General features: G+C 67.4%; 16 protein-coding genes. 12 read left to right on the forward strand and 4 right to left on the reverse strand.

What is annotated here, in order from left to right; all coding sequences use genetic code 11:
* Window positions 1-39 precede the first annotated feature (39 nt).
* From ACOQPE_RS00015 to ACOQPE_RS00040, 6 genes are all read left to right on the forward strand, one after another.
* On the forward strand, window positions 40-2,418 hold the full coding sequence (locus ACOQPE_RS00015; protein WP_420609906.1) for an HAD-IB family hydrolase: 2,379 nt from the start codon (window positions 40-42) through the stop codon (window positions 2,416-2,418).
* The gene (locus tag ACOQPE_RS00020; RefSeq protein ID WP_420609907.1) at window positions 2,415-4,004 is read left to right on the forward strand and encodes a lactate racemase domain-containing protein; all 1,590 of its coding nucleotides are present in this window, start codon (window positions 2,415-2,417) and stop codon (window positions 4,002-4,004) included. Before ACOQPE_RS00015 ends, ACOQPE_RS00020 begins: the two co-directional genes overlap by 4 nt.
* The gene (locus ACOQPE_RS00025) at window positions 3,994-4,974 is read left to right on the forward strand and encodes a lysophospholipid acyltransferase family protein (RefSeq protein WP_420609908.1); all 981 of its coding nucleotides are present in this window, start codon (window positions 3,994-3,996) and stop codon (window positions 4,972-4,974) included. The genes ACOQPE_RS00020 and ACOQPE_RS00025 overlap by 11 nt, the downstream gene beginning before the upstream one ends.
* 55 nt (window positions 4,975-5,029) lie before the next feature.
* A complete protein-coding gene (locus ACOQPE_RS00030; RefSeq protein ID WP_420609909.1) occupies window positions 5,030-6,949 on the forward strand; it encodes an ABC transporter ATP-binding protein in 1,920 nt (639 codons plus the stop codon).
* On the forward strand, window positions 6,927-7,826 hold the full coding sequence (locus ACOQPE_RS00035; RefSeq protein WP_420609910.1) for a M15 family metallopeptidase: 900 nt from the start codon (window positions 6,927-6,929) through the stop codon (window positions 7,824-7,826). Before ACOQPE_RS00030 ends, ACOQPE_RS00035 begins: the two co-directional genes overlap by 23 nt.
* Window positions 7,827-7,929: 103 nt before the next feature.
* Window positions 7,930-9,015: a class I SAM-dependent methyltransferase gene (locus ACOQPE_RS00040; protein WP_420609911.1), complete on the forward strand. Its 1,086-nt coding sequence runs from the start codon at window positions 7,930-7,932 to the stop codon at window positions 9,013-9,015.
* Here the strand turns inward: ACOQPE_RS00040 and ACOQPE_RS00045 are convergent.
* The gene (locus tag ACOQPE_RS00045) at window positions 8,997-10,781 is read right to left on the reverse strand and encodes a solute carrier family 23 protein (RefSeq protein ID WP_420609912.1); all 1,785 of its coding nucleotides are present in this window, start codon (window positions 10,779-10,781) and stop codon (window positions 8,997-8,999) included. The genes ACOQPE_RS00040 and ACOQPE_RS00045 overlap by 19 nt on opposite strands.
* 178 nt (window positions 10,782-10,959) lie before the next feature.
* On the opposite strand from ACOQPE_RS00045, the gene ACOQPE_RS00050 reads away from it, so the two are divergent.
* The 4 genes from ACOQPE_RS00050 to ACOQPE_RS00065 all read left to right on the forward strand — a co-directional run bounded on the left by ACOQPE_RS00050 (window position 10,960) and on the right by ACOQPE_RS00065 (window position 17,129).
* Window positions 10,960-13,239 (forward strand): aconitate hydratase, encoded by a 2,280-nt coding sequence (locus ACOQPE_RS00050; protein ID WP_420609913.1) that lies wholly within the window; start codon window positions 10,960-10,962, stop codon window positions 13,237-13,239.
* A 289-nt stretch (window positions 13,240-13,528) separates the two neighbouring features.
* Window positions 13,529-14,446 carry a LysR family transcriptional regulator gene (locus ACOQPE_RS00055; protein ID WP_420609914.1) on the forward strand — a complete coding sequence of 306 codons (918 nt, stop codon included), beginning with the start codon at window positions 13,529-13,531 and terminating at the stop codon, window positions 14,444-14,446.
* Window positions 14,447-14,456: 10 nt separating this feature from the next.
* The gene (locus ACOQPE_RS00060) at window positions 14,457-15,794 is read left to right on the forward strand and encodes an acyl-CoA carboxylase subunit beta (RefSeq protein ID WP_420609915.1); all 1,338 of its coding nucleotides are present in this window, start codon (window positions 14,457-14,459) and stop codon (window positions 15,792-15,794) included.
* A 63-nt stretch (window positions 15,795-15,857) separates the two neighbouring features.
* Window positions 15,858-17,129, forward strand: coding sequence for a citrate synthase (locus ACOQPE_RS00065; protein ID WP_420609916.1), 1,272 nt, complete (start codon window positions 15,858-15,860; stop codon window positions 17,127-17,129).
* A 47-nt stretch (window positions 17,130-17,176) separates the two neighbouring features.
* On the opposite strand, the gene ACOQPE_RS00070 is transcribed toward ACOQPE_RS00065, so the two are convergent.
* On the reverse strand, window positions 17,177-18,160 hold the full coding sequence (locus tag ACOQPE_RS00070) for an NAD(P)H-quinone oxidoreductase (RefSeq protein ID WP_420609917.1): 984 nt from the start codon (window positions 18,158-18,160) through the stop codon (window positions 17,177-17,179).
* A gap of 41 nt (window positions 18,161-18,201) precedes the next feature.
* Between ACOQPE_RS00070 and ACOQPE_RS00075 the strand changes: the two genes are divergently transcribed.
* Window positions 18,202-19,029, forward strand: a complete 828-nt coding sequence (locus ACOQPE_RS00075) for a tyrosine-protein phosphatase (protein ID WP_420609918.1) — start codon at window positions 18,202-18,204, stop codon at window positions 19,027-19,029.
* 78 nt (window positions 19,030-19,107) lie between these two features.
* Here ACOQPE_RS00075 and ACOQPE_RS00080 read toward each other — a convergent pair whose 3' ends face one another.
* The gene (locus ACOQPE_RS00080) at window positions 19,108-23,280 is read right to left on the reverse strand and encodes an ABC transporter substrate-binding protein (protein ID WP_420609919.1); all 4,173 of its coding nucleotides are present in this window, start codon (window positions 23,278-23,280) and stop codon (window positions 19,108-19,110) included.
* 146 nt (window positions 23,281-23,426) lie between these two features.
* On the opposite strand from ACOQPE_RS00080, the gene ACOQPE_RS00085 reads away from it, so the two are divergent.
* Window positions 23,427-24,539, forward strand: a complete 1,113-nt coding sequence (locus ACOQPE_RS00085) for an acyl-CoA dehydrogenase family protein (protein ID WP_420609920.1) — start codon at window positions 23,427-23,429, stop codon at window positions 24,537-24,539.
* A 29-nt stretch (window positions 24,540-24,568) separates the two neighbouring features.
* Here ACOQPE_RS00085 and ACOQPE_RS00090 read toward each other — a convergent pair whose 3' ends face one another.
* Window positions 24,569-25,444, reverse strand: coding sequence for an MBL fold metallo-hydrolase (locus ACOQPE_RS00090; RefSeq protein ID WP_420609921.1), 876 nt, complete (start codon window positions 25,442-25,444; stop codon window positions 24,569-24,571).

Here is a 25,444-nt window from a genome sequence, read left to right on the forward strand (position 1 = left end):
TGCGCGTATCTGGCGCTCGTTGGGGCTAAACAACACGTCGTGATCGCCGACGCGTTGGCTGCAAAGCGCATTGCCATCACCGGTGCAACCGGTTTCCTGGGCACGGCGCTCGTCGAACGGCTGCTGCGCTCGGTCCCTGACTGCGAGCTAGTGCTGCTGGTGCGGCCGGGCCGCCGCACCGACGTGAACCGACGCGTGCAGCGCGAGATTCTGCGCAACGACGCTTTCGAACGCCTCCGTGCGGCGTGGGGCAGCGACTTCGACGAGATCTGCGGCCGACGCATCACGGTGGTGTCCGGCGATGTGAGTGTCGACGGTCTCGGCCTCTCCCCCGGCGACCTCGAGCTGCTCTGCGGCTGCGACGTCATCATCCACGCGGCCGCCACCGTCAGCTTCGACAGCCCGCTGGACGCCTCCATCGAGACCAATCTGCTCGGTCCCAACCGATTGCTCGAGGCCTGCCAATCTCAGGGCGCCACACCGCATTTCATCGCGGTGTCGACGTGCTATGTCGCCGGGAATCGGCGGGGTTCAGCAGCCGAGGTGTTCCTGGCCGACACGCCGTTCTCGATGGACGTCGACTGGCGCGCCGAGGTGTCGGCGGCGCGCCGCACCCGCGCCGATCTCGACGCCGCCAGCCGCTCGCCCGAGCGCCTGCGCCGCTTCCATCGCGACGCGCGTTCCGAACTCGGCCCCGCCGGCCTGCCGCTGCTGGCCGCCAAGACCGAGCAGTTGCGTCGGGAATGGGTGGACGCCGAGATGATCGCCGCCGGCCGCAGCCGCGCGACCTCGTTGGGATGGCCCGACGTCTACACGTATTCGAAGGCGCTGGGCGAGCAGGCGCTGGTGGAGCTGCAAGGCGATGTGCCCATCTCCATCGTTCGCCCATCCATCATCGAATCGGCCTTCGCCGAGCCGTCGCCGGGCTGGATCCGTGGCTTCCGCATGGCCGAGCCGCTGTTCGTGTCGTTCGCCAAGGGCGAGCTCGACACCTTCCCGGGCTACCCCGAAGGCATCATCGACGTCATCCCGGTCGACATGGTTGCCGCGGCGATCATCGCCGTCGCGGCACGGGGGCCGGTGCCCGAGCCGGAGATCTTCCAGGTGGCCTCGGGTGCGGTGAACCCGCTGCGCTTCAAGGTGCTGACCGAGACGACTATGCAGTGGTTCCAGGACCACCCTGTCTATGACGCCAAGGGTCATCCCACGGCCAGCACCCAGTGGAACTATGCCGGAGCGAGCGGTCTGGAAGAGCAGCTCGATCGGGCCATGTCGCTGTTCAACACGGCAGAGAAGGTGGTGCACCGCCTGCCGATGCGGGGCCGCAACGACTTCACCATCCGGCTTGCGCAGCGGCGAGCCGGGCTTGAGCAGATCCGCGACTACGTCCTGCTGTACGGCGCCTACGGCAAGTGCGAAGCGCTGTACGAGATCGACCGCACGACCGAGCTGTGGGAGTCGCTGCCTGCGGCTGACCGCGAACGGTTCGGCTTCGATCCCCGGGTCATCGACTGGGCCGACTACATCGCCGAAGTTCACCTGCCGACCGTGATCGCCCAGGCACGAGTCAAAACCACGCCCCAACCCCGCACCGGGCCGAGCCGCAACGAGCGCCTGCGCACTGCCGTGCTGGACCCGGCACGCCATTTCGCCGCATTCGACCTCGAGAACACCCTGATCGCCAGCAACGTGGTCGAGACCTACGCATGGCTCGCAACCCGGCGACTCGACACCCCCCAGCGAGTGCGCTTCGCCCTGCGCACCCTCGCAGAGACACCCGGCCTGTGGCGAAGGGACCGCCGCGACCGCACCGATTTCCTGCGCTACTTCTACCGGCGTTACAAGGGTGCGCCGGTAGGCCAGCTCGACGCCGATGCGGCGGAGATGCTCAGTCACCTGTTCTTGACCAAGGCGTTCCCGGCGGGGCTGCGACGAGTGCGTGAGCATCGAGCCGCCGGACATCGCACGGTGCTCATCACCGGTGCGCTCGAGCTGGCGGTGCAGCCGCTGGCGCCGTTGTTCGACCACATCATCGCTGCACGCATCGACAGCCGCGAAGGGCGCTATACCGGCGAGATGATCGACGTGCCGCCCACCGGCGAGGTGCGCGCCCAGATGATGGTGGACTGGGCCGCGGAGGAAGGACTCGACTTGGCACAGGGCGTGGCGTATGCCGATGCAGCTTCGGACATGCCCATGCTGGAGGCCGTGGGCTATCCGGTGGCGGTCAATCCGGAGACCCGGCTCGTGACCATCGCCGACAAGCGGGGATGGCTGTGCGAGAACTGGGAGCGCTCACCCGGCGGCCCCCGGCCACTGCTGCCCATAGCGCCGCCGTTCCGGGTTCGCCCCAACACCGACCGGCTCGACCGCACGCACCGGTCCCGCAGGGCCCGCGTCGCAGGGTCAGTACGGTGACCGCGCGCAAGGGCCTCGTGCTCGAGGTGGATCGCACGACCCCGCCGATCCTGTTCCACCACGGCGAGGGGCTCCGCCTGGAGAAGCTGCCCGTCGGAAGCCGTGTCGTCTACCCCAACGAACCGCTGAATCCGGTGCGCGATCCCGAACGTGCCATCGCCGAAGCCCTGGCCAATCCGCTGGGCGATCGTGATCCCCTGGCCGCATACATGCAGCCAGGCATGAAGCTGACCATTGCCTTCGACGATCTCTCGCTGCCGCTGCCCCCGATGGCCGCCCCCGACATCCGCGGCCGGATCATCGAGCAGGTCCTCGACATGGCCGCCGCCGCCGGCGTCGACGACGTCGAACTCATCGCCGCACTTGCGCTGCATCGCCGCATGACCGAAGCAGAGCTGCGCCACGCCGTCGGCGACCGCGTCTACGACGCCTTTGCCCCCCACGGCCAGCTCTACAACTTCGACGCCGAGGACCCTGACGCCCTCACCCACCTGGGCACTACCGACGCCGGCGAGGAAGTGGTGATCTCCAAGCGCGCCGCCGAGTCGGACCTGCTGGTGTACGTCAACATCAACTTGGTGTCGATGGACGGCGGCCACAAGAGCGTCGCCACCGGCCTGTCGCCCTACACGGCCCTGCGCCACCACCACAACGTGCACACGATGCTGCACTCGACCTCGTTCATGGACCCCGAGAGCTCGGAGCTGCACACTCGCAACTGGCGCCAGGGACGCCTGCTGGCAGAAGCCGGTGTGAAGGTGTTCCAGATCGAGACCACGCTCAACAACAACGAATTCCCGTCGCCGTACGACTTCCTGAAGCGCCGCGAGTGGGAGATGACGCCGCGAGACCGCATGATGCTGATGGGCACCAAGACGGCACTCGACCTGATGTCCCGCCGACAGGCCCGGCGTATCTTCCAAGGCATCCGGGCGCCGTACGGGCTGACATCGGTACAAGCCGGCGAGGTCGAGGCCGTGCACCGCCAGACGCTGACCCACGTCTACCGCCAGCACCTCGTGCGGGTGGAAGGCCAGACCGACGTGCTGACGATGGGGCTGCCCTACATCTGCCCCTACAACGTCAACTCGATCATGAACCCGATCCTGGTGGCCTGCCTGGGTCTCGGCTACTTCTTCAACCTGTACCGGGGCCGCCCGCTCGTCCGCCACGGCGGCGTGGTGATCATGACGCACCCCACGCCGTGGGAGTTCCACCCGGTGCACCATCCCAGCTACATCGACTTCTTCGAAGAGGTGCTGGCCGACACCACCGATCCGGCGGTCATCGAGCACCGGTACGAGAAGCGCTACGCCGAGGACGAGTGGTACCGGCACCTGTACCGCACCTCGTACGCCTACCACGGCGTGCACCCGTTCTACATGTGGTACTGGTGCGCGCATGCGCTCGAGCATCTGGGCGGGGTGATCATCGTCGGCGGCGACAAAGCCGCCACCCAGCGCATGGGCTTCCGTCCGGCTTCGACGATGAATGACGCGCTCGAGATGGCAACCGACGTGGTCGGGCGCGACCCGTCGATCACGCATTTTCACAATCCGCCCATGCTGATGGCCGATGTCGTCTGACAAGCCGGGGATCTCCCACCTCGGGGCCAAGCGCGCTCAGCGCACGAGGGCGTCGGTGACTCGCATCATGCGCGGCGCCGAATTCCCGCTGCGGGCGGCGGCAACCCCTCGGGGCCAGACGCCCCTGCCGGTCAATGCCGGCGCCAACTACGACACCGACTGGGCTCGGCGCTTCCCGGCTCGGGTTGCCCGACGGGTGGCGCGCGACACGATTGTCCGCACGCTGGTGCGCTACTACGCCCAGCCGACGATCAAGGGCGTGGACCGTCTCAGCGAACTCGACGGTCCGGCGGTATTCGCAGCGAACCACCAGAGCCATGTCGATACGGCGGTCATCGCCACCTCCGTTCCCGAACCGTGGTGCAACCGGCTCGTAGTCGGCGCTGCGGCCGACTATTTCTTCGGGAACCGGGCGACCTCGGCGATCTCTGCGCTGTTCGTCGGCGCCATCCCCATCGAGCGAACCGCACTCAACCGTCGCACCATCGACAAGGCGGTGACGCTGCTGCGCGGCGGCTGGAGCCTCGTGATCTATCCCGAGGGAGGTCGCTCCCGCGACGGCTGGGGTCAGCAGTTCCGTCCCGGCGCCGCATTCCTCGCCAAGCAGGCCGGTGTCCCTGTGGTGCCCGTGCACATCCGCGGCACTTTCGACATCCTGCGCAAAGGTCGTGCATGGCCCAGGCGCGCCCGCTCGGTGATCAATTTCGGCCGCCCACTGAGCTTCGACGAGGGTGAGAACAACCGCCGCTTCACCCGGCGGCTGCAAGCCGCGGTGGAGGGGCTCGCCGACGAGACCGCCACGGGCAACTGGTTCGCCGCCCGCCGGCGCCTGCACAGCGCCGACAGCCCGGGCCTCGAGGGCCCCACCGCATCCGCGTGGCGCCGCCGCTGGGCACTCACCGAACCCACGCGGCCCGACGGAACCTCTGCCACCACAGCAGCCTCGAAGCGCCGCTGGCCCTACGTCTGAGCACCCACGCCTCACCGCACAAGCGTCATAGCTCGCGGCTCGTATCGTGCGATCCATGCAGTCGATGGCATCGGCACACGGCGCGATGGGGCACGACCCAGCCGGTGTGGAAGGACGTCACATAGCGCCGGGCACCGTCCGCCGGGCAGCGGCCTTGGCGCGGCCGTACCGGATGATGCTGTCGGGATTCCTCGCAGCACAACTGCTCGGCGCACTGGCGTTCCTGGTGCCGCCGATCCTGTTCGGGCGCATCATCGACGAGGCCATCCCGGCGGGAGACCGGTGGCAGCTCAACGTGCTGGCCGCGATCATCGTGGCCGCAGCCTTCTGCGAGGCCGGCCTGTCGTTCATCGAGCGCTGGTGGTCGGCGCGCATCGGCGAAGGACTCATCTTCGACCTGCGAGTCGGCCTGTACGACCACGTGCAGCGGATGCCGATCGCGTTCTTCACCCACGTGCAGACTGGGTCGTTGATCAGCCGCATGAACAACGACGTCATCGGCGCCCAACGGGCGTTCACCGGCACGCTCAGCTCGGTGGTATCCAACACGATCGTGCTCGCCACGACGCTGGTGGCCATGCTGGCGCTGGAGTGGCGCCTGACGCTGCTCGCGCTGGCGCTGCTGCCGGTGTTCATCGCACCGACGAAGCGAGTGGGCCGACGGCTGCAAGCGTTGACGCGCCAGAGCATGGAACACAACGCAGCGATGAACACCGTGATGACCGAGCGCTTGAATGTGGCCGGCGCGCTGCTGGTCAAGCTGTTCGGGCGGCATGACATCGAGCGGGCCGGGTTCAGCCGCTCGGCGCGGACCGTGCGCGATATCGGTGTGCGCAGTGCGCTCTACGGGCGAGCGTTCTTCATCGGCCTCAGCCTGGTGGGGGCCGTCGGAGCCGCGATGCTGTACTGGGTCGGCGCGCATCTGGTGATTTCCGGCGCGCTCACGGTCGGGACGCTGGTGGCCATGGGGCTGATGGTGGTGCGGATCTACATGCCGCTGACCAGCCTCACGAACGCCCGGGTCGACGTGATGACAGCGCTGGTCTCGTTCGAGCGCGTGTTTGCGGTGCTCGACCTGCCGAACCCGATTGCCGATCGCTCAGGCGCCGTCGAACTCGACGCCGTGGACGGTCGGATCGAGCTGCACGACGTGACCTTCACCTACCCCGCCGCCGACAGCCAGATGCTGCTCGAGCTGGGCGGAGCACCTGCGACGCCCCAGCAGCACAGCGGAGCACCTGCGACGCCTCAGCAGCACAGCGACACTGCGACAGGTCCGGTGCTCGACAGGGTGTCCGCAGTTATCGAGCCGGGCCAGACGGTTGCGCTCGTCGGACCATCAGGCGCCGGCAAGACGACGCTGGCTGCGCTGATCGCGAGGCTGTACGACGTCGACAGCGGCGCCGTGTCCATCGACGGGCACGATGTGCGCGACGTCACGTCGGCATCGCTGCGATCTCACATTGGTGTCGTCTCGCAGGATCCGCACCTGTTCCACGACACCATCGCCGCCAACCTGCGCTATGCGCGACCGGGCGCGACCGACGGGGAACTTGCCGCGGCTTGCCGGGCGGCGCACATCGACGAGCTGATCGAGAGCCTGCCGGAGGGCTGGAACACCGTCGTGGGCGAGCGCGGCTACCGGCTCTCCGGCGGCGAGAAACAGCGTCTCGCGATTGCACGGGTGCTGTTGAAGCATCCGGCGATCGTGGTACTCGACGAGGCCACGAGTCATCTCGACAGCGAGAACGAGGCGCTGGTGCAGAGCGCGCTGGCCACGGCGCTCGCCGGTCGGACTGCGGTGGTCATCGCGCACCGTCTCTCGACCGTCACCGACGCCGACCAGATCCTGGTGCTCGATCGGGGGCGTCTCGTCGAGCAGGGTCGCCACCTCGACCTGCTCGCCGCAGACGGCCTCTACGCCGACCTGTACCGCACGCTGGTGGGGGCTGATGAGCCTGCTGGTGTCGCCTGACACCCACTTTTCATCCTGGCGGCGCTGCTGCTGGGCGATTGCCGCCCTGACACTCGGCCTGACGACCCTGGTCTTACCCCGCCCGCTCGGAGCGGCGGTCGCCGAGTCGAGCGCATGGATTCGCGAACCCATCATCGGGCCGTGGGCGCCGCCGCCAGACATCGACGAGCCCGTGTCGCGCTGGCAGGAGCCAGCGCCCACAGGCGTCGACTCGCTGTCCTTCCCGCACTTCACCGGCCCGGAGTTCAACGAGCTGTTCAGCACGGCAGAGCTGCCGAACTTGTCGTCGATCTCAGGCCCGCCGACAATCACCGACTCGGCCGAGATGGACGAGCAGGTCCGTACCGAAGCCGCCGAACGCGGCTACCAGCGCCGGGCACTGCCAGCCGACTACGCACTGATGCGCCTGATCGACGATGGTCTGGCGCTACAGCGTCCCGCCGCCGTGGCGTGGCTGGCCCTGGAGCAGGACGCTGCCGAGCACGGCTTCGAGCTGGAGCTGAAATCTGCCTACCGCGGGCACCGGTACCAGCGAGAAGTGTTCCTGCGTCCACTCGAGGCGCCGTATGAGTTCGATGACTTGGCAGATCGCCTGAAGATGTCGGCGCCGCCTGGGTACTCCAAGCACCACACGGGATATGCGATCGACATCAGCCAAGTGGGGCACGCCCACTTCGGCTCTTCGCCCGCCTACGAGTGGATCTCGGCCGACAACTTCGCAGTCGCCAAGCAACACGGCTGGATCCCGAGCTACCCCCCTGACGGCGGTCGGCAGGGACCGGTACCCGAGCCATGGGAGTTCACGTACGTCGGAGTCGAGGCGATCCTGTGCTTTCACCAGCCCCCCGCCAGCGACGACCCCCTCTGCACCGCCTGAACAGCCACGCCAGAGGCTGAGCCGCCAAGCGAAGCCGGGGCCTGAGCGGCCCGTGAGCGGAGCGAACATGAGCGGGAAACACAGGGCGAGTAGCGTCTTGCGGATGGCTGAAACTGCAACCGAGCGGCGTGAGATCGACCCTGATCTCCTGAAGAAGCTCGCCTTCCAAGTGTGGACCTACAAGAAGGGCGAGATGGTGTCGGCGATGCTGCACATCGGCGACCAGCTCGGGCTGTTCGCAGCCCTCTCGGAGACCCAGCCCGCTACGAGCCACGACGTGGCGGAGGCGACCGGCCTCGCCGAGCGGCTGGTGCGGGAGTGGCTCTACGGCGTGGCCGCTGCCGGCCTCGTCACCCACGACGACGGCGCCTTCTCGCTGTCGCCCGAGGCCGAGGCGCTGCTCGTCGACGAGGAGGGCTCGCTGCACTTCGCCATGGGCGCCTTCCGCGGCGGGCTCGGCGACCAAGTCTTGGATCTGATCCTCGATTCGTTCCGCACGGGCATCGGAATGACCTACGAGCAGCAGGGTCCCCGTGCGGCGGCCGGCCTGGCCCGCACCACCGGACCATTCAGCCGCCAGAACCTCACGTCGGTCATCCTGGGCGGTCTCGACGGCGTCGTGGCCAAGCTGGAACGCGGTGCCAAGGTGCTGGACGTGGGCTGCGGGGCGGGCGTATCTGCCTGCCTCATCGCGGAGAAGTGGCCTCGCTCGCAGGTGGTGGGCTTCGATCCCTCGGCCATCGCCATCGCACAAGCAGAAGAGCGCGCCGAAGACGCAGGGCTGGAGAACACGACGTTCATCGAGGCCGGAGCGGCCGATGTGCCTGCCACGGGCGACTTCGACTTGGCGCTCACCTTCGACTGCCTGCACGACATGCCGCGGCCCGACGACGCGCTGGATGCCATCCGGGCCGCGCTCGACGCCGACGGCACGCTGCTCATCAAGGACATCCGCTCCAAGGGCGACTTCAACCTCGACCAGCGCAACCCGATGCTGGCCATGTTCTACGGCTTCTCCATCACGAGCTGCCTCCAGTCGGCGCTGAGCGAGCCGGGTGGCATGGGACTGGGCACCCTCGGTCTCTATCCCGACAAAGCCCGGGAGATGACTGCAGCTGCCGGATTCACACGCTTCACCGAGCACGACTTCAGCGACGCCGCGAACCTCTACTACGAAGTTCGCCCCTGACGCTGGCGTGTGCGCGGGCGGCCGCCGGAGCTGCGCACGGTCACGACAGCGGTGAGGATCTCGGCTTCGAGATACTGGCGGTGGCTGACCTCGTTTGAGTAGTGCCGCAAGAGTCGCACCGCGGCATCCCGCCCAATCTCCGTCTCCATCGTCTCCGCCTCGGGCTCGGCCAGCAGCGCGATGCGCTCCTCGAGGTTCTGAGCGCCGCTCGGGGCGCACACGAACTCCAGCACGGCTCGCGTCCCTGTGATTCCCAAGGTTGTCTGGGCCCATCGCGGCTCGCTTGGAACCGATGGCGAACGCTCGCTGACCACGGCCAGCGCTTCTTCCGCGGCCGCTTCCAGCCTGGCCACGCTGCCCGGATCGCAGCCGCGTCGAGTCGCATGCGTCCTGACGAATTCCCTCAGCTCCGCTGTGCTCTGTGCGGAGAGCTCGACGACGAGACTTCCTCGGCGCCCGATCAAACTGTTCGCAACCGTCGTCACGACGAGGACGAGGCTGCCGGCCGTCAGGCCGTTCTGCGAAACCGCATCCCACACCACGCCCTGCGGCAGCGACAGGACGCCGAACTCGACGCTCAGCCCCACCGCGAGGGGCACGACCACCACCACCGCGTCACGTGCGCTACGCAGGCGCTGCACCGAACTGATCACAATGCGCAGCACGAGCGGCACCAAGGCCACGATCACAAAGGCCCCCAGGATCGGCCGTGGGATGGCAACGGCAACCGCCCACAGCTTCGGCACGAAGGCCGCCGCCAGGAAGAAGCATCCGGCGACAATGCCCACGCGGCGCGAGGCGCACCTGGTCTGGTTGATGAACGCCGGCCCGACGCCCGCGATCGTCACCGGCAGCGATCCGGCGACACCCGAGACGATGGTCCCGACGCCGGTGCGCCAGTTGGCTCGCTGCACTTCGCGGAAGTCCAGCGCTCGCGGCATCCTCCATGAGACCAGGCGTGTGTTCGACGCGACACCCTGCGAGCGCACGAGGATGGCAAACGAGACGATGAGGAACGAGGGCAGCATCGACACGAAGGTTTCGTAGTCGATGTCCCAACCGGGGCTGCTGCCGATCTCGGCGAGTCCCACCCAGTCTGCGTCCGCCACGAGATCGAAGTCGTAGGCGCCGACGGCCACCGCACCCACCAAGCCCGCGCCGACGCCTGCTGCCGGCGCCCAGATGCGCCACGACCTCGGAGCCCACAGCACGATGGCCGCGATGATGGCCACCGTCAGCAGCACGCTGATCGGCACGAACCAGTCGAGGCGGGCCTCCAGCGCACTCCCGGCGTCGGCAAGGACGGGCACCAAGGCCGCAAACGCCAGTATCAGGACAGTGCCGCGCACCTGCGGCGTCACAACACGACGCAGGTAGGACAATCGCAGGCCGATGACGATCTGGAAGAGGCCCGAGACCACGACGAGCGCCGCCATCGTGGCAGGTCCGCCGCTCGCGAGCGCCAGTATGCAGAACGGCAGGCTGACCAGGTCGACCGTTGCGACGTACATGCTGTCGCTGCGCAGGCGCCCGAGGCGCACGGTGAGCAGCAAGGTCGTGGCGCCGCACACCACCATCGACGCCACGACGGCGCGCGCAGCAACGGCATCCGTCTCGCCGGCGAGTTGGGCGACGAGCGCTGGCAGGATCGCCAGCGGCACCACCATCAGCAGCGACAACTGGCCAGCGATGCCCGCAGCGGCCCGTCCAGTCGGAAACTCGTCCGGCTCGTACGTGGGTGCCAGCGGGGCACCGCCCGCGGTCACGCAATCACTCTAGTAATGAAGCAAATTCAGGGTCGAAGCTGCGCCTCGAATCGGCACATTGCCGCCCAGGGAGGCACCGCGGGGCAAACCTCTAGATTGAGGACGCGGCCAGCGCGGACTCCACTGCGAGTGAAAATCCGTGCATCTGCCGCCAATGCCGCCGACCGGGGAGTTGTCCATGGCTGTTCACGCGAGTACTCCGATCGAGCTGATCGAAGGGGTGTACGCCGGGCTGGGCGACGCCGTGGCGTTCGGGCGTGAACGGCTGGGCCGCGCGCTCACGCTGTCGGAGAAGATCCTGATCGCGCACCTCTCCCACCGTGAACAGGAACTCGAACGGGCCGTCTCCTATGTCGACCTGGCGCCCGACCGCGTCGCCATGCAGGACGCCACTGCACAGATGGCGTGGCTGCAGTTCATGACTGCCGGGCTGGACGAGGTGGCGGTGCCCACCACGACCCACTGCGACCATCTCATCCAGGCTCGCGAGGACGGCAAGCGCGATCTGCTCGCCGCATCGGAGAACAACGAGGAGGTCTACGACTTTCTCGAGAGCGTGTGTGCCCGCTACGGCGCAGGCTTCTGGAAGCCCGGCAGCGGCATCATCCACCAGGTCGTGCTCGAGCAGTACGCCTTTCCCGGCGGGATGATGATCGGCACCGACAGCCACACACCCAATGCCGGCGGGCTGGGCATGGTGGCGGTCGGCGTAGGCGGCGCCGACGCCGTCGACGTCATGACCGGCTTCGCCTGGAACGTGAGGTGGCCCAAGGTGATCGGCGTGCACCTGGTCGGTGAGCTTTCCGGTTGGAGTGCGCCGAAGGACGTCATCCTGAAGGTGGCCGAGATCCTCACAGTGTCCGGCGGCACCGGCGCGATCGTGGAGTACTTCGGTCCAGGCGCCGAATCGCTGAGCGCCACCGGCAAGGGCACGATCTGCAACATGGGTGCCGAGATCGGCGCCACCACGTCGCTGTTCGGCTACGACGCCGCCATGGCCCGCTATCTGTCGGCCACTGGCCGCTCCGCTGTGGCCGACGCAGCCGATGCGGTCGCCGAGCACCTGCGGTCCGACGACGAGGCGATGGCCGACCCCGGCGCCCACTACGACCAGGTCATCGAGATCGACCTGTCGCGCCTGCGGCCCCACATCAATGGCCCTCACACCCCCGACCTCGCCCGTGAGGTATCAGCCCTGGGCGCGGAGGCCCAGGCCGAGGGCTGGCCGCTGCAGATCAGCGCAGCGCTCATCGGCAGCTGCACGAACTCCAGCTACGAGGACATCACCCGGGCTGCTTCGATCGCCCGCGACGCCGCTGCCAAGGGGCTGCGGGCGCGGACACAGCTGCTCGTGACCCCCGGCTCGGAGCAGGTGCGCGCCACCATCGAGCGTGACGGGCTGCTCGCCGACTTCGAGGCGCTGGGCGCCACGGTGCTCGCCAATGCCTGCGGACCCTGCATCGGCCAGTGGGACCGCTCCGGCGACGAGAACTACGTCCCCGGCCAGGCGAACGTGATCGTCACGTCCTACAACCGCAATTTCCCCAAGCGAAACGACGGCGATGCCGCCACGCTGGCATTCGTCACCTCGCCCGAGACTGTCATGGCACTGGCGCTGGCCGGAACGCTCGACTTCGATCCCGTAGACGGCGTGCTGCACACCGATGCCGGAGAGCCGGTCACGCTGCCCACGCCGGTGGGCGTCGAGCTGCCGCCGGCCGGCTTCGATCCCGGCGAGAGCGGGTTCGTGGCCCCGCCGGCTGACCCCCGCAGCGTCGAGGTTCGGGTCTCACCGACGTCGGACCGCCTGCAGGTGCTCGAACCGTTCGAAGCGTGGGACGGCAACGATTACGCAGATCTCCCGGTGCTGGTCAAGGCCAGGGGCAAGTTCACCACCGACCACATCTCCATGGCCGGCCCGTGGCTTCGCTACCGGGGCCACCTCGAGAACATCTCTGGGAACCTGTACCTCGGTGCCGTGAATGCCTTCGACGGCTACGACGTGGGACATGGCAAGAACCAGTTGACCGGCGAGACGCAGCCGTACCCGGAGATCGCGAGGGCATACCACTCCGCCGGCGTGAACTGGGTGGTGATCGGCGATCAGAACATGGGCGAGGGCTCGAGCCGCGAACATGCCGCCATGGAGCCGCGCTTCCGGGGCGGTCTGGTCGCGCTGTGCCGCAGCTTCGCCCGCATCCACGAGACCAACCTGAAGAAGCAGGGCATGCTGCCGCTCACGTTTGCGGACCCCGCCGACTACGACCGCATCGATGAGGACGACCGGATCTCAGTGGTCGGGCTCGCCGATCTGGCGCCGGGCCGTCCCGTCACCGTGGAGGTGCGCAAACCGTCGGGTGACACGTTCTCGTTCGAGGCCAACCACACGTTCAGCGCTGACCAGGTGGAATGGTTCAAGGCAGGCTCGGCGCTCAACATCATCCGAGCCTCGCTCTAGCTGGGCCCGTCAACGCGAGGAAGCCGGCCCGGGGGGAGGGCCGGCTTCTTCGCTGAGGTCGCTGAGCGTGGGGGACGCTTCGACCTGTTGCCGGTCGGAGCGGGGGCTTCCGATCCGGCATTCGCCCGCCTGGGTGGGGGGACACCGTGCGGCGGTGCGATATGTGGAGCGGTATGGGGTAACCGCTCACGAGCAAATTACCCTGGGCCTCGCTATCGGGCCAGCAGTTAGCGCAGATAGTTTCAATCTCTTTTGGAGATGACCTGCAGCCGGGCGCTAGCGTGGCCGCATGGATCTGAAATACCTCGACGCGCTGGCTGCGGTTGCTGCACACGGACGGTTCTCGGCAGCAGCACGAGCGCTGCACACCGTGCAGTCGAACGTGTCCAGCCACGTCGCAAAACTGGAGGACGAGCTAGGCGCTGTGCTCGTGGATCGCGCTGCGGGGTCATTGACACCCGAGGGTGAGGTGGTGCTGGCTCGCACCAAGCGCATCAACGGCGAGATCGCAGCCATGCGGGCTGATGTGGCGTCGATGACGTCGCATGTCACCGGCGACGTGCATCTGGGCATCATCGGCACCCCCGGACGCTGGCTGCTGCCGCCCTTTCTCGACGAACTGCGTCGACAACACCCAGATGTCGACGCCACGGTGGTCGACGCCACGACCCTGGCGCTCACCCGCTTGCTCGAGGGCGGCGAACTCGATCTTGCCGTGGTGAACGCCCCGCTCGATCATGAGGAGCTGGTGGCCACGCCGCTGTTCGCTGAAGAGTTCGTGGTCATCGCCCCCACCGGGCACGCCCTCGCGGCGCTCGGTGATCGAGAGGTGAGCTTCGCCGAACTCGAGCAGTACGAGCTGCTGCTCGGGCCTCCCGGCTCGGTGATGCGCATGCTCATCGACTCGGCTGCCGCCCGGCGCGGCGTGTCATTGCGAACCATGGCCCAGCTCGACGGAATCCGGCTGACCGCCACGCTCGCGTTCCAGGGCTACGGGCCCGCCATTGTGCCGATTACCTCGATCCCGGTCTGGACTGACCGGGGCGACTGGAGCGTGCTGACCGTTGCGGATCTGCCTCCTCGCCAGGTGGCGCTGGCCATCCGTCGCCGCGGGATGCTGTCGGCGCCGGCGGCGGCGGCACGCGACATGCTGCGCTCAGTGATTCGCAGCGTGTCCCGCCGCATCCCCGGCGTCACTGCCACATAGATTGACAGCAGTGGACCTGCAGCTGCGCGCCGGTGCAAGTGGACATGTCACGGCCGGCATCGCCACCCTCGGCGAGCGGACGGCCATGCTCATCTCCGCCGACAGTCCCCATCGGCGCGGCGCGCTGTCGCCCGCCGACAGCGAGACCATCGTCGCGGGCCTGCAGACGGCGCTCGCCAAGCGCCTGCCGGTGGTGCTCATGCTGTCGTCCAGCGGCGCCGACGCGCACTATGGCGTCGCCGCGCTGCACGGCTGGGGCGAAGCCGCCCGGGTGCTCGTGCGGTGCTCGGGAGTCGTCCCGGTCCTGGCCGGGGTGACAGGGCAGGCCATCTCGGGCATCGCCTTGCTGATCGGGTTGTCCGATGTCGTCGTGATGTCCGACGATGCCTACGCCTTCGTGAGCGGCCCCGTCCCGGTGCGCGAGATGACCGGCGTGGCCATCGGGCCCGACGAACTGGGCGGCGCCCCGATTCATGCCACCGCATCGGGAACTGCGTCTGCGGTGACGTCCACCGAGGGCGTGCTCGACATGCTGACCGAGATCCTGAGCTATCTGCCGGCGCACTGTGACAAGCTGCCGCCACGCATCGAGACCGGCGATCCGCGTGAGCGTTTGACCCCTGCTGCGGGCGAGCTGCTGCCATCGGTGCCGACGGGTGCCTACGACGTGCGCGACATCATCATGGAACTCGTCGACGAGGGCTGCCTGACCGAGCTGCGGGCGGGTTGGGCGCCGAATCTTGTCACGGGCTTCGCCACGCTGGGCGGCTACTCGGTTGGCGTGCTCGCGAACCAGCCGATGAGCATCGCCGGCACGCTCGACATCGCCGCCAGCCAGAAGGGCGCCCGCTTCGTCAATTTCTGCGATGCCTTCGGCTTGCCTCTGGTCACGCTGGTGGATACGCCGGGCTTCTACCCCGGCAAAGACCTCGAATGGCGCGGGATGATCCGCCACGGCGCCCAGCTGGCCTTTGCCTATGCCCGTGCCACGGTGCCGCGCGTGGCCGTGGTGCTGCGCAAGTCGTATGGCGGCGCCTACATCGTCATGGACTCCAAGACGATGGGCAACGACGTGTACCTGGCGTGGCCGAGCGCCGAGCTGGCGGTGATGGGCGCATCCCAGGCGGCCCAGATCCTCCGCCGTGGCGCCGGCGAGGACGAGATCGCCGACTATGTCACCGACTACGAGGACACGTACCTGAATCCCTACGTCGCCGCCGAGCGCGGCTATGTCGACTGCGTCATCGACCCCGCCGACACGCGGCGGGAGCTCATCGACACGCTCGACATGCTGGCCACCAAGCGCGAACGGCTGCGCCAGCGCCGCCACGACAACGCCCCCCTCTAGGCCCTGGGATTCGCGGCGGAGCGACATATTGGGTACATTCGGCGGCGCGAACAAGGGGGACTGATGGCGCAGGACAGCTTCACGATCACCGACAACCGCTCAGGAGAGTCGGTGACCGTTCCCGTGGTCGACGGCACGATCTCCGCGGCCGCACTGCGCGAGCTGGACCGAGGCCTGTGGTTCTACGACCCCGCCTACCTCTCCACAGCCAACTGCGATTCGAAGATCACCGAGATCGACGGCGACGAGGGCGTCCTGCGGTATCGCGGCTACCCCATCGAGCAGCTCGCCGAGCAGTCCAGCTTCCTCGAGGTGGCCTACCTGCTGATCCACGGCGAGCTGCCCACCGAGGCCGAGGCGGCCGAGTGGATCCACCACATCACGTTCCACACCTACGTGCACGAGGACATCACGCGTTTCATCAAGGGCTTCCGCTACGACGCCCACCCGATGGGCACGCTGGTCTCCACCATCGCCGCGCTGTCCACCTTCTACCCCGAAGCCAAGGACATCGACGATCCCTACACGCGGCTGGTCCAGATCATCCGGCTGATGGCCAAGATGCCCACGATGGCGGCGTTCACCTACCGCAATCGGATGGGCCTGCCGTACGAGTACCCGGTCAACCACCTCTCCTACACCGGCAACTTCCTGCGGATGATGTGGAGCGTGGCCGACCCCGATTACGTGCCCGACCCCACGCTCACACGAGCCCTCGACGTGCTGTTCATCCTGCACGCCGACCACGAGCAGAACTGCTCTACCACCACGATGCGCACGGTCGGATCCAGCCGGGCCGATCCGTATTCAGCGGTGGCAGCGGCCACCTGCGGGCTGTACGGGCCGCTCCACGGGGGCGCCAACGAGCAGGTCATCCGGATGCTGCACGAGATCGGCAGCTTCGACAACGTGGCTGCGTACGTCGAGCGCGCCAAGTCGGGCGATGTGCTGCTGCAGGGCTTCGGGCACCGGGTGTACAAGAACTACGACCCGCGGGCCAAGATCATCAAGGAGACCGCCGATGCGGTGTTCAAGGTGACCGGCCTGAACCCGCTGCTCGACATCGCCATGAAGCTCGAAGAGGTGGCACTCAGCGACTCCTACTTCAAGGACCGGCGCCTGTACCCCAACGTCGACTTCTACTCGGGCCTCATCTACGAGGCTATGGGCTTCCCGCTGGACATGTTCACGGTGCTGTTCGCCATCGGCCGGACGCCGGGATGGCTGGCGCACTGGGTGGAGATGCTCGGCGATCCCGAGCAGAAGATCTACCGGCCCCGCCAGAAGTACACCGGCCCCGGCCAGCGCGACTACCTGCCCATCGAGAGCCGCTAGCCAGCTCTCCCCCGCCGGGCGCTGCTAGCGCGGCGCTTGCTCGGTAGCTAGCCGACGTCGAGCAGGATCTTGCCGACGTTCGCGTTGGTGGCCATGTACTCGTGCGCTTCGGCGATGTCGTCGAGCGCGAAACGCGAGTCGATGACCGGCCGCAGTGAGCCGTCGTCGAAACGAGGGAGCAGCTCAGCGCAGAAGCGCTGGTTGGCGTCGATCTTCTGCTCGATGGGCCGTGATCGCAGCACGGTGCCGATCAGCGCCGCTCGCTTCGGCAGCAATGCGCCGAGCGGGAACGTCGCCGTCGGCTCGCCCATGACGCCGACTTGGATGATGCGCCCCTGGACGCGTACCGAGGCGATGTTGCGGGCCAGGTAATCGCCGCCGACGACGTCGAGCACCACGTCGACGCCTTGGCGGCCGGTCCACTCCTTGATCGCATCTGCAAAATCGGTCTGCGTGTAGTCGATGACCAGGTCGGCGCCGAGGTCGGTGCAGGCCGCCACCTTCGACGTCGAGCAGGTGACGGCAATGCGGGCACCGATTGCCTTGGCGATCTGAATCGCGGCGGTGCCCACGCCCGAGGCACCTGCATGCACCAGCGCCGTGCCGCCTGAGGCCAGACCCCCCTGGGTCACGAGCGCATCGTGGGCGGTCATGAACACCTCCGGGATGGCAGCGGCATCGCGCAGCTCCACCGAAGCGGGGATGCGCTGCAGCATGCGCTCGTGGGTGACGACCTGCTCGGCCTTCGCCCCGCCCGACACGATGCCCATGACCTCGTCGCCCACCGCCCAGCCGGTGACTCGCTCGCCGCGCGCGGCGATGGTGCCTGCGAATTCGAGACCAGGGATCTCGAACTCGGGCTTGGGGCCCGGCGCGGGGTACAGGCCCATCCGCTGGAGCAGGTCGGCCCGATTCATCGCCGAGCACGCCACATTCACCAGCACTTCTTCGGGCCCAGGCGCCGGGTCGGGCACTTCCCGTACCTGGAGCACGTCGACGCCGCCGTATTCGGGTATCACCACTGCACGCATGGGCGGCGACGGTACTTCGGAAGTGGTTACCCTGCGAGCCCGTGCGTCGGGATGCTGTCATCACCCTCGAGGGCGCGAACAACTGCCGTGACATCGGCGGCTATCCCGCAGGGGGCGGGCGTCATGTGCGGATGGGAGCGCTGTTTCGCTCCGATCGCCTGAGCGCACTGTCCCTCGACGATCTCGAAGAACTGGGCAGCCGCGGCATCCGCACGGTGGTCGATTTCCGTGCCGGACCCGAGATCGAGCGCGACCGTTCGCGGCTGTGGCCCGGCGTGACCTCGCACATCTCGCTGCCAGTAGGCGACACCGTGGATGGCGACATCAGCATGGTGGACCAGATTTTCGAGGGGCGGTTGCGGTCGGTCAGTGAAGACGACATGGCCGGTCTGTACCTGCAAATGATCAGCACCTACGGCGAGCGGTTCGCACAGCTCGTGACGATTGCCGCCGATGTCGACCATCTGCCGATGCTGTTCCACTGCACGGCCGGCAAGGACCGCAGCGGCATCGCGTCGGCGCTGCTGCTGGAAGCACTCGGCGTCGCCCGCGAGACGGTGCTGGACGACTACTGCCTCACCAACGAGCTGCGATCCCACCAGCGCATGGCTGAGCTGGCACCGGAGTTCGCCAAGATCGGCATCAGCATCGACGACGTGCGTGCGATTCTGAGCGCCCCGCGCGGCGTCATGGCCGCAGTGTTGGCCGATCTCGACGTCCGATTCGGTGACGTCGGCGCGGCGGTCCACGAGAGCCTGAACGGCAGCACGGCGGATGAAAGAACGCGATCCGGCGCGGTGGGATACCTGCTTGCCCACGGACTCGACCCAGCGGCGCTGGAGATGCTGCGGGCGAACCTGCTGATCTGAGGCTGCTCCGACCAAACCGAGCCAACACCACTCGGGCCGGGGCCGATCGCGTCGACACTGGCCGGCCGCAAGCGTCTCCTACCGGTCGGTGCGGTACAGGTAGCGGATGTCCCAGTAGCCGTACAGCGTGGGTGTGGTGTTGCCGAACACGTTGCGCACGGCGCCCAGCCGCTCGCCGAGCGTCGTGTAGATCAACGGCACGTTCGCTGCGGCGATGGCCTGCGCCTCGCGATAGAGCCGGACTCGCTTGTCGTGATCGAGTTCCTGGCTGGCCTCGATATAGAGCCGGTCGATCTCGGCTTCCCAGTCGGTAGCAGGTTCGTCTTGGAACGGATGCCACAGGTGCAACGACTGGGAGCTGTGCCACAGACCGATGCCGCTGTAGGGATCGGGGCCCCCGGTGAAGCCGATGACCATGGCTTCCCAGTCGTAGGTGGTGGTGAGCTGCGACACCAGGTCTCGGAATTCGATCACCTCGTAGGTCACGTCGAGACCCGCCTCGGCCATCCCGTCCCGGATGATCTCCGTGGCGGCCTGGCGTACGGCGTTGCCCTCGTTGGTCACCAGCGTGAACGAGATCGGGTTGCCCAAGTCGTCCTCGCGGACGCCGTCGCCGTCGGTGTCGATCCACCCCAGGTCGTCCAGGAGATCGTTCGCCCTGTCGATGTCGTACGGGTAGCGGCGCACATCGGAGTTGTGGAAATCGCCGGCGGCCGGGCTCACTGACGACCACTGCTCGTAGCCCAGCCCGTGCTGGATGCCGTCGATCATGGCCGCCTTGTCGAGCGTGTGGGCCACCGCCTGACGGAAGTTGACGTTGCCGAACCAGTGCAGCTTGATCGGGTCAACGAACGGCTCGCCTGCGTCATTCGAGCCCGGATTCTGGTTGAAAGTCAGGAATGTGGTGCCGAAACCGGGACCCCGGCGGTGCAAAGCGAAGTTCTCCTCGCTCTGCAAGGCCTCCAGCAGCGCATACTCCTCGCCCAGCACGCCGTGGAAGTCCGCGGTGCCGTCACGGAACAGCGCCAGTTCGGACTCCAGGTCCGGCACCACGATGTGCACCACCTGATCCAGGTATGGGAGCTGTTGGCCGTCGGCGTCGGTCTGCCAGTAGTGCGGGTTGCGCTTGAAGACGATCCGCTCCTCGGGCGTGTACTCGCCGATGGTGAATGGGCCGGTGCCGACGATCTCGGCTGGGTCGGTGTCGATGTTCCAGAACTCGGTGAACGTGCCCGCCTCGATAGGCCCCTCGAAGATGTGCTTGGGGTAGATGGACGTTCCCATCGAACGCAGGAACGGTGCGAACGGCTGGGGCAGTACGAACTCGACCGTGTGATCGTCGAGCGCTGCCACCGTCATCTTCGATGTTTCCCACTCTCCGGCATCGTTGAGATAGCGGAACTCGAAGGTGGCACGGCTCGACGCGTTGAAGTCGTCGTTGTAGATGACCTGGTTGAACGTGAAGTCCACGTCGTGCGCTGTGAAGGGCGTGCCGTCGTGCCACCGCACATCGTCACGCAGGTGAAACACCCAGCGCAGCCCGTCATCAGAGCTCTCCCACGACTCGGCGAGCTCCGGTTCGACGGCGTCGTTGAGCCACGACGTATCGGTGAGGCCTTCGAACAGGTAACCCAAGACGTTCGACGAGCCGGCGTCGTTGGATAGCGCCAGGTTGAAGGTGAGTGGCTCAGAGATCGTCGCCAGCGTGAGCGCGCCGCCGTGGGTGCCGATCTCGTAGGAGAAGTCGGCAGCATTGCGGCGCAGCTCGTCCACGATCCCCTGGGTCGCCAAGTCCTGTTCGGACGGGCAGAACGACAGCCCGAGGCTGTCGAGATCGTCGGCCAGGAATTCGGCGTAGCGCCAGTCGGCGGGGATGCAGCCGCTGAGCGTGTTGGTGCCGCCAAGCATGATCTGTTCGAGGTCGGCCAGCGCCGCCAAACCTGCAGGGATAGAGCCGCTGAGCCGGTTGCCCTGGAGCCACAGCCGCCTGAGGCTGCTGAGATTGCCGAACTCGTCGGGGATGGCCCCGGTGAGCTGATTGCCGTCGAGATAGAGCCGTCGCAGCTTGGTGAGGTTCCCGAGTTCGGCCGGAATCTCGCCGGTGAGCTCGTTTCCACGCAGCCATACCTCGGTCAGCTCCACGAGATTGCCGAGCCCGGCAGGCAGCTCACCGCTGAGCTGGTTGTCGTCGAGGTCGAGCCGGGCCAGGTTCACCAGGTTGCCGAGTTCGGCGGGGATGGGTCCGGTGAGCTCGTTATGCCACAGGTTGAGCCGCGTCAGCGAGCTGAGGTTGCCAAGCTCGGGCGGGATCTCGCCGCTCAGCTCGTTGTACCGGAGGAAGAGGATCCGCAGGTTCGCCAGGTCACCGAACTCGGCGGGAATGGGGCCGTCGAGCTCGTTGAAGCTGAGCGAGATGCGCTCGAGACTGGCCAGGTCGCCGAGTTCGGGCGGGATGTGGCCGGTCAGGGCGTTCCTGCTCAGGTCGAGGTTGACCAGCCGGTCCAGGTCTGCGAGCTCGGCGGGGATCGCCCCCGACAGCTGGTTGTCGTGCACGACGAGTTGCTCGAGCCTCGCCAGCCGGGCCACGCCTGCGGGCAGCTTGCCGGTGAGCGAGTTCCGGCTGAGATCGAGGCTTCTGAGCTGGCCGAGCTTGCCGATACTGCTGGGGATCGACCCGCTCAGCAGGTTGTTGGCCATGCGCAGGTCGCGCAGTTTGGCGAGACGGGTGATGGTGACGGGGATCTCGCCGGACAGGCGATTGTTGCTCAGGTCGAGTTCGGTGAGCTGGGTGAGGTTGGCGACCGCTGTCTTCAGCGGGCCGGACAGCTCGTTGTCATTCAGCCGGAGCTCGCGAAGCTCGGTCAGGTCCCACAACGCATAGGGAATCTGCCCGTAGAGGACGTTGTCGCTGAGGTCGAGGTGCTTCAGCTTTGTGAGCGCGCCCAGGGCACCCGGGATGCGGCCAGTCAGCAGGTTGCGGTCGAGGCGCAGTTCGGTCAGGCGCGCTGCGTCGGCGAGGGCAGCGGGGATGGTGCCCGAGAGCTGGTTGTCGCCCAAGTTCAGAACCTGGAGCTGGCGGAGCTCGCCGACCTGGCTCGGAATATCACCGCTGAGCCGGTTGCGCTGCAGCCGGAGTTCCTTGAGCCTGGCGAGCTGGCCCAATTCGGCGGGAATCTCACCTGTCAGCTGGTTGGCTTCCAGCCGGAGGTAGCGCAGTTCATCCAGGTCGCCCAACTCGGGCGGCAGCACTCCGCTGAGGCCGTTGTGGTCGAGACGCAGATGCCTGAGCTCGGCGAGCTGACCGATCTCGGCTGGAATCTCCCCGGACAGCTGGTTCTCGCTGATGACCAGATACTCAAGTTCGCCGAGGCCGCCCAGCTCTGCGGGGATCGACCCGGTGAGTTGGTTGGCACGCAGGTCGAGCGTGACAAGCCGCGACAGATTGCCCATCTCGGTGGGCATCTCGCCGGCCAGCGAATTGTCGCTGGCATCGAGCCAGGTCAAGCTGGCGAGCTCGCCGATCTCGGCGGGAATCTGACCCGAGAAGCTGTTACGGCTGACATCGAGCCACTGCAAGTTGTCGAGCTGGCCGATCTCGGCGGGAATCTCGCCCCAGAACAGGTTGTCGCTGATCACCAGGTGCGAGAGTTGGGTCATCTCCCCCAGTTCGGACGGCAGCGGACCCGACATGCGGTTGCCCCGCATGTCGAGGACGCGCAGGTTGTCAAGCTCCCACAGCTCGGCGGGATTCCTGCCCCACAGGGCGTTGTGCTTGACGTCGAGCAGCGTCAGGTTGGTGAGCTCGCCGATCTCGGCAGGGATCTGGCGGTAGAGCCGGTTGTTCTGCAGGTCGAGCTCCCGGAGATTGGAGAGTTCACCGAAGGCTCGGGGAATCTCGCCATGGATGCCGTTGTCTCCCAAGTCGAGGCGTTGCAGGTGCGTGAGCCGGCCGATCGCTTCGGGAAGCTCCCCCGACAGGCCGTTGGACGGCAGTTCGAGCCGCACCACCCGCCCGTCACTGTCGGTGGTGACGCCGTGCCACCGGCTGAGCGGCGCCCCGGAGCCCCAGAGGTCGTTGCGGCTCCAGTTGTCCCCGCCGGTCGCAGCGAACAGCTCCTCAAGCGCTGCACGGTCCGACCGTTCGTCGCTGTGTTCGCTGGCAGCAGCAGGAACTGCGAACTGCAAGGCCAGCGCGAGGGCCAGCGAGATGGCTGCGGCCTTGGCCGATGTGCCGCGACGGGCTCGGGTCATGGGTGTGTCCTCGCGTCAGGAAAATGTGGGCGGGCCGACGGTCGGGCAGAGTACAACTCGGCCTCGCCGACCCAGCGGAGCCCCCGGCCCCGGGGGGACGATCAGTGTCATGAATCGTCTCGCCCTTGCGCCGTAGGGTCTCGGCGATGGACTACCGCTGGCCCCAGGAGCTGACCGAATTGGCTGACGAAGCAGCCGGGTGGGTGCGCGAGGCGACCGCCGACCTGTTCACGATCGACGACAGCTGGCTGGTGGGTTACTCCGAGGAGTTCACGCTGCGTCTGGGCGAGCGCGGCTGGATCGGGATGTGCTGGCCCGTCGACGCCGGAGGCGACGGGCGGCCCGAAGTCGAGCGGTTCGTGGTGACCGAGCAGCTGCTGCTCGGCGGCGCGCCGATGGCCAGCTCGTTCTTCCCGGATCGCCAGATCGGCCCGGTACTGCTCACCTACGGCACGCCCGAGCAGCAGGCCCGGTTCCTGCCCGAGATGCGCGCCGGGCGGTCCCGCTGGTGCATCGGCATGTCGGAGCCCGATGCAGGCTCGGACGTGGCCGCGATCGGCACGACGGCGGTGCGAGACGGCGACCGCTTCATCGTGAACGGCCAGAAGATCTGGACAAGCGGCGCCGCCACGGCGAACTGGTGCTACCTGATCTGCCGCACCGACCCTGACGCCCCGCCGCATAAGGGCATGAGCGAGCTGGTCGTGTCGATGGACACCCCGGGCATCGAGGTGCGGCCGATCCGCGACGCCTCGGGCGACGCCCACTTCAACGAGGTGTACTTCGACGAGGTGGCAGTGCCCGTCGAGCACCTGGTGGGCGAGCTGAACAACAGCTTCTCCCAGACCATGCGCCAGCTCGAGCACGAGCGAGGCGGCATCGACCGGCTGGCGTCGAACCAGCGCCTGTACCTCGACATGAAGGACCGGGCCGACACCTCGGACCCGCTCATTCGCCAGCGGATGGCTCGCATCGAGACCGGCTACCGCATCGGGCGCGACATGGTGCTGCGAAACGTGCTGCGCCAGACGCCCTTCCCCCAGTACTCAGCGGTGACCAAGACGTGGTGCACCGAGTTCGAGCAGGAGGTAGCCCGCTTCGTGGGCGACGTGGCCAGCGCCGAGACGATGCTCGCCAACCGGGTGTCGCGCAACGTGGTGTACGCGCCCGCCTACACGATCATGGGCGGCACTACGCAGATCCTGCGAAACATCATCGGCGAGCGGATCCTGCGGCTGCCCCGCGAACCCCGCGGCTGACGGCGCAGGCCCAGGGGCCGGCACTGCGGCTAGGGGGCGAAGATCCAGCTGTCGGGCTGGTCGGTGGTCACGATGTGGCCTGCGGTGCGGCCCGCGAAGTGCGTGCCGATCACCAGCCGGCCGTCAGACCAGCGAGGGAAGGCTTCGAGGCGCGTGGCGGAGGAGGCGCCGTCGGCCGCGTAGTCGGCGCTAGAGGCCATGTCGGGGCGGGCGAACTGCAGCGGATGGTGGATCATGTCGCCGGTGATGACCGCTCGCTCCCCGGCCGATTCGATGATCACGCTGACGTGGCCAGGGGTGTGGCCGGGCGTGGATTCGAACCAGACCTCGTCGTTGATGCGATGGTCGGGGCTGACGAGGTCGGCGAGCCCGGCGTCCATGATGGGCTGCACCGAATCCTCGAAAACCGGCCCGTAGTCCTGCGGCTCGGCACGCCAGTAGTCGTACTCGGCTTGCACGAACAGGTAACGGGCGTTCGGGAACGTGGGCACCCAGGTGCCGTCGACGAGGCGGGTGTTCCAGCCCACATGGTCGACGTGCAGGTGCGTGCACACCACGAAATCGATCGTCTCGGGCGCAAAGCCCGCCGCTTCGAGATCTGCCAGGAATGGGGTGGAGAGCTGCTCGAACGGGGGCGCGCCCGGGCGTGACTTGTCGTTGCCCACGCAAGTGTCCACGATGATGCGCAGGCCCGCCGATTCGATCACGACCGAGTGCATGGACAGGCGCATGCGGCCGTCGTCGGTGACGAAGTCGGGTCGCAGCCAGTCGTAGTCGTCGATGACATCTTCGCCACCTGGAAGCAGGATGCCGAAGGGCCAGTGCACTTCGAGTTCTGCGATCCGCGTGAGCTGGGCATCGCCCACGCTCCATGTGATGGGTGTGGACTTGTCGACGGTCGGCAT

Origin of the sequence: Candidatus Poriferisodalis sp., from assembly GCF_965219595.1 — a bacterium.
Lineage (GTDB): Bacteria > Actinomycetota > Acidimicrobiia > Acidimicrobiales > Poriferisodalaceae > Poriferisodalis.

What these genes read in the sequence shown, in the direction of transcription:
- ACOQPE_RS00070 (WP_420609917.1), bottom strand. Translation starts at nt 18,160, where the DNA reads ATGCGTGCAGTGGTGATACCCGAATACGGCGGCGTCGACGTGCTCCAG.
- ACOQPE_RS00080 (WP_420609919.1), bottom strand. Translation starts at nt 23,280, where the DNA reads ATGACCCGAGCCCGTCGCGGCACATCGGCCAAGGCCGCAGCCATCTCG.
- ACOQPE_RS00085 (WP_420609920.1), top strand. Translation starts at nt 23,427, where the DNA reads ATGGACTACCGCTGGCCCCAGGAGCTGACCGAATTGGCTGACGAAGCA.
- ACOQPE_RS00050 (WP_420609913.1), top strand. Translation starts at nt 10,960, where the DNA reads ATGGCTGTTCACGCGAGTACTCCGATCGAGCTGATCGAAGGGGTGTAC.
- ACOQPE_RS00065 (WP_420609916.1), top strand. Translation starts at nt 15,858, where the DNA reads ATGGCGCAGGACAGCTTCACGATCACCGACAACCGCTCAGGAGAGTCG.
- ACOQPE_RS00090 (WP_420609921.1), bottom strand. Translation starts at nt 25,444, where the DNA reads ATGCCGACCGTCGACAAGTCCACACCCATCACATGGAGCGTGGGCGAT.
- ACOQPE_RS00035 (WP_420609910.1), top strand. Translation starts at nt 6,927, where the DNA reads ATGAGCCTGCTGGTGTCGCCTGACACCCACTTTTCATCCTGGCGGCGC.
- ACOQPE_RS00030 (WP_420609909.1), top strand. Translation starts at nt 5,030, where the DNA reads ATGCAGTCGATGGCATCGGCACACGGCGCGATGGGGCACGACCCAGCC.
- ACOQPE_RS00055 (WP_420609914.1), top strand. Translation starts at nt 13,529, where the DNA reads ATGGATCTGAAATACCTCGACGCGCTGGCTGCGGTTGCTGCACACGGA.
- ACOQPE_RS00025 (WP_420609908.1), top strand. Translation starts at nt 3,994, where the DNA reads ATGTCGTCTGACAAGCCGGGGATCTCCCACCTCGGGGCCAAGCGCGCT.
- ACOQPE_RS00040 (WP_420609911.1), top strand. Translation starts at nt 7,930, where the DNA reads ATGGCTGAAACTGCAACCGAGCGGCGTGAGATCGACCCTGATCTCCTG.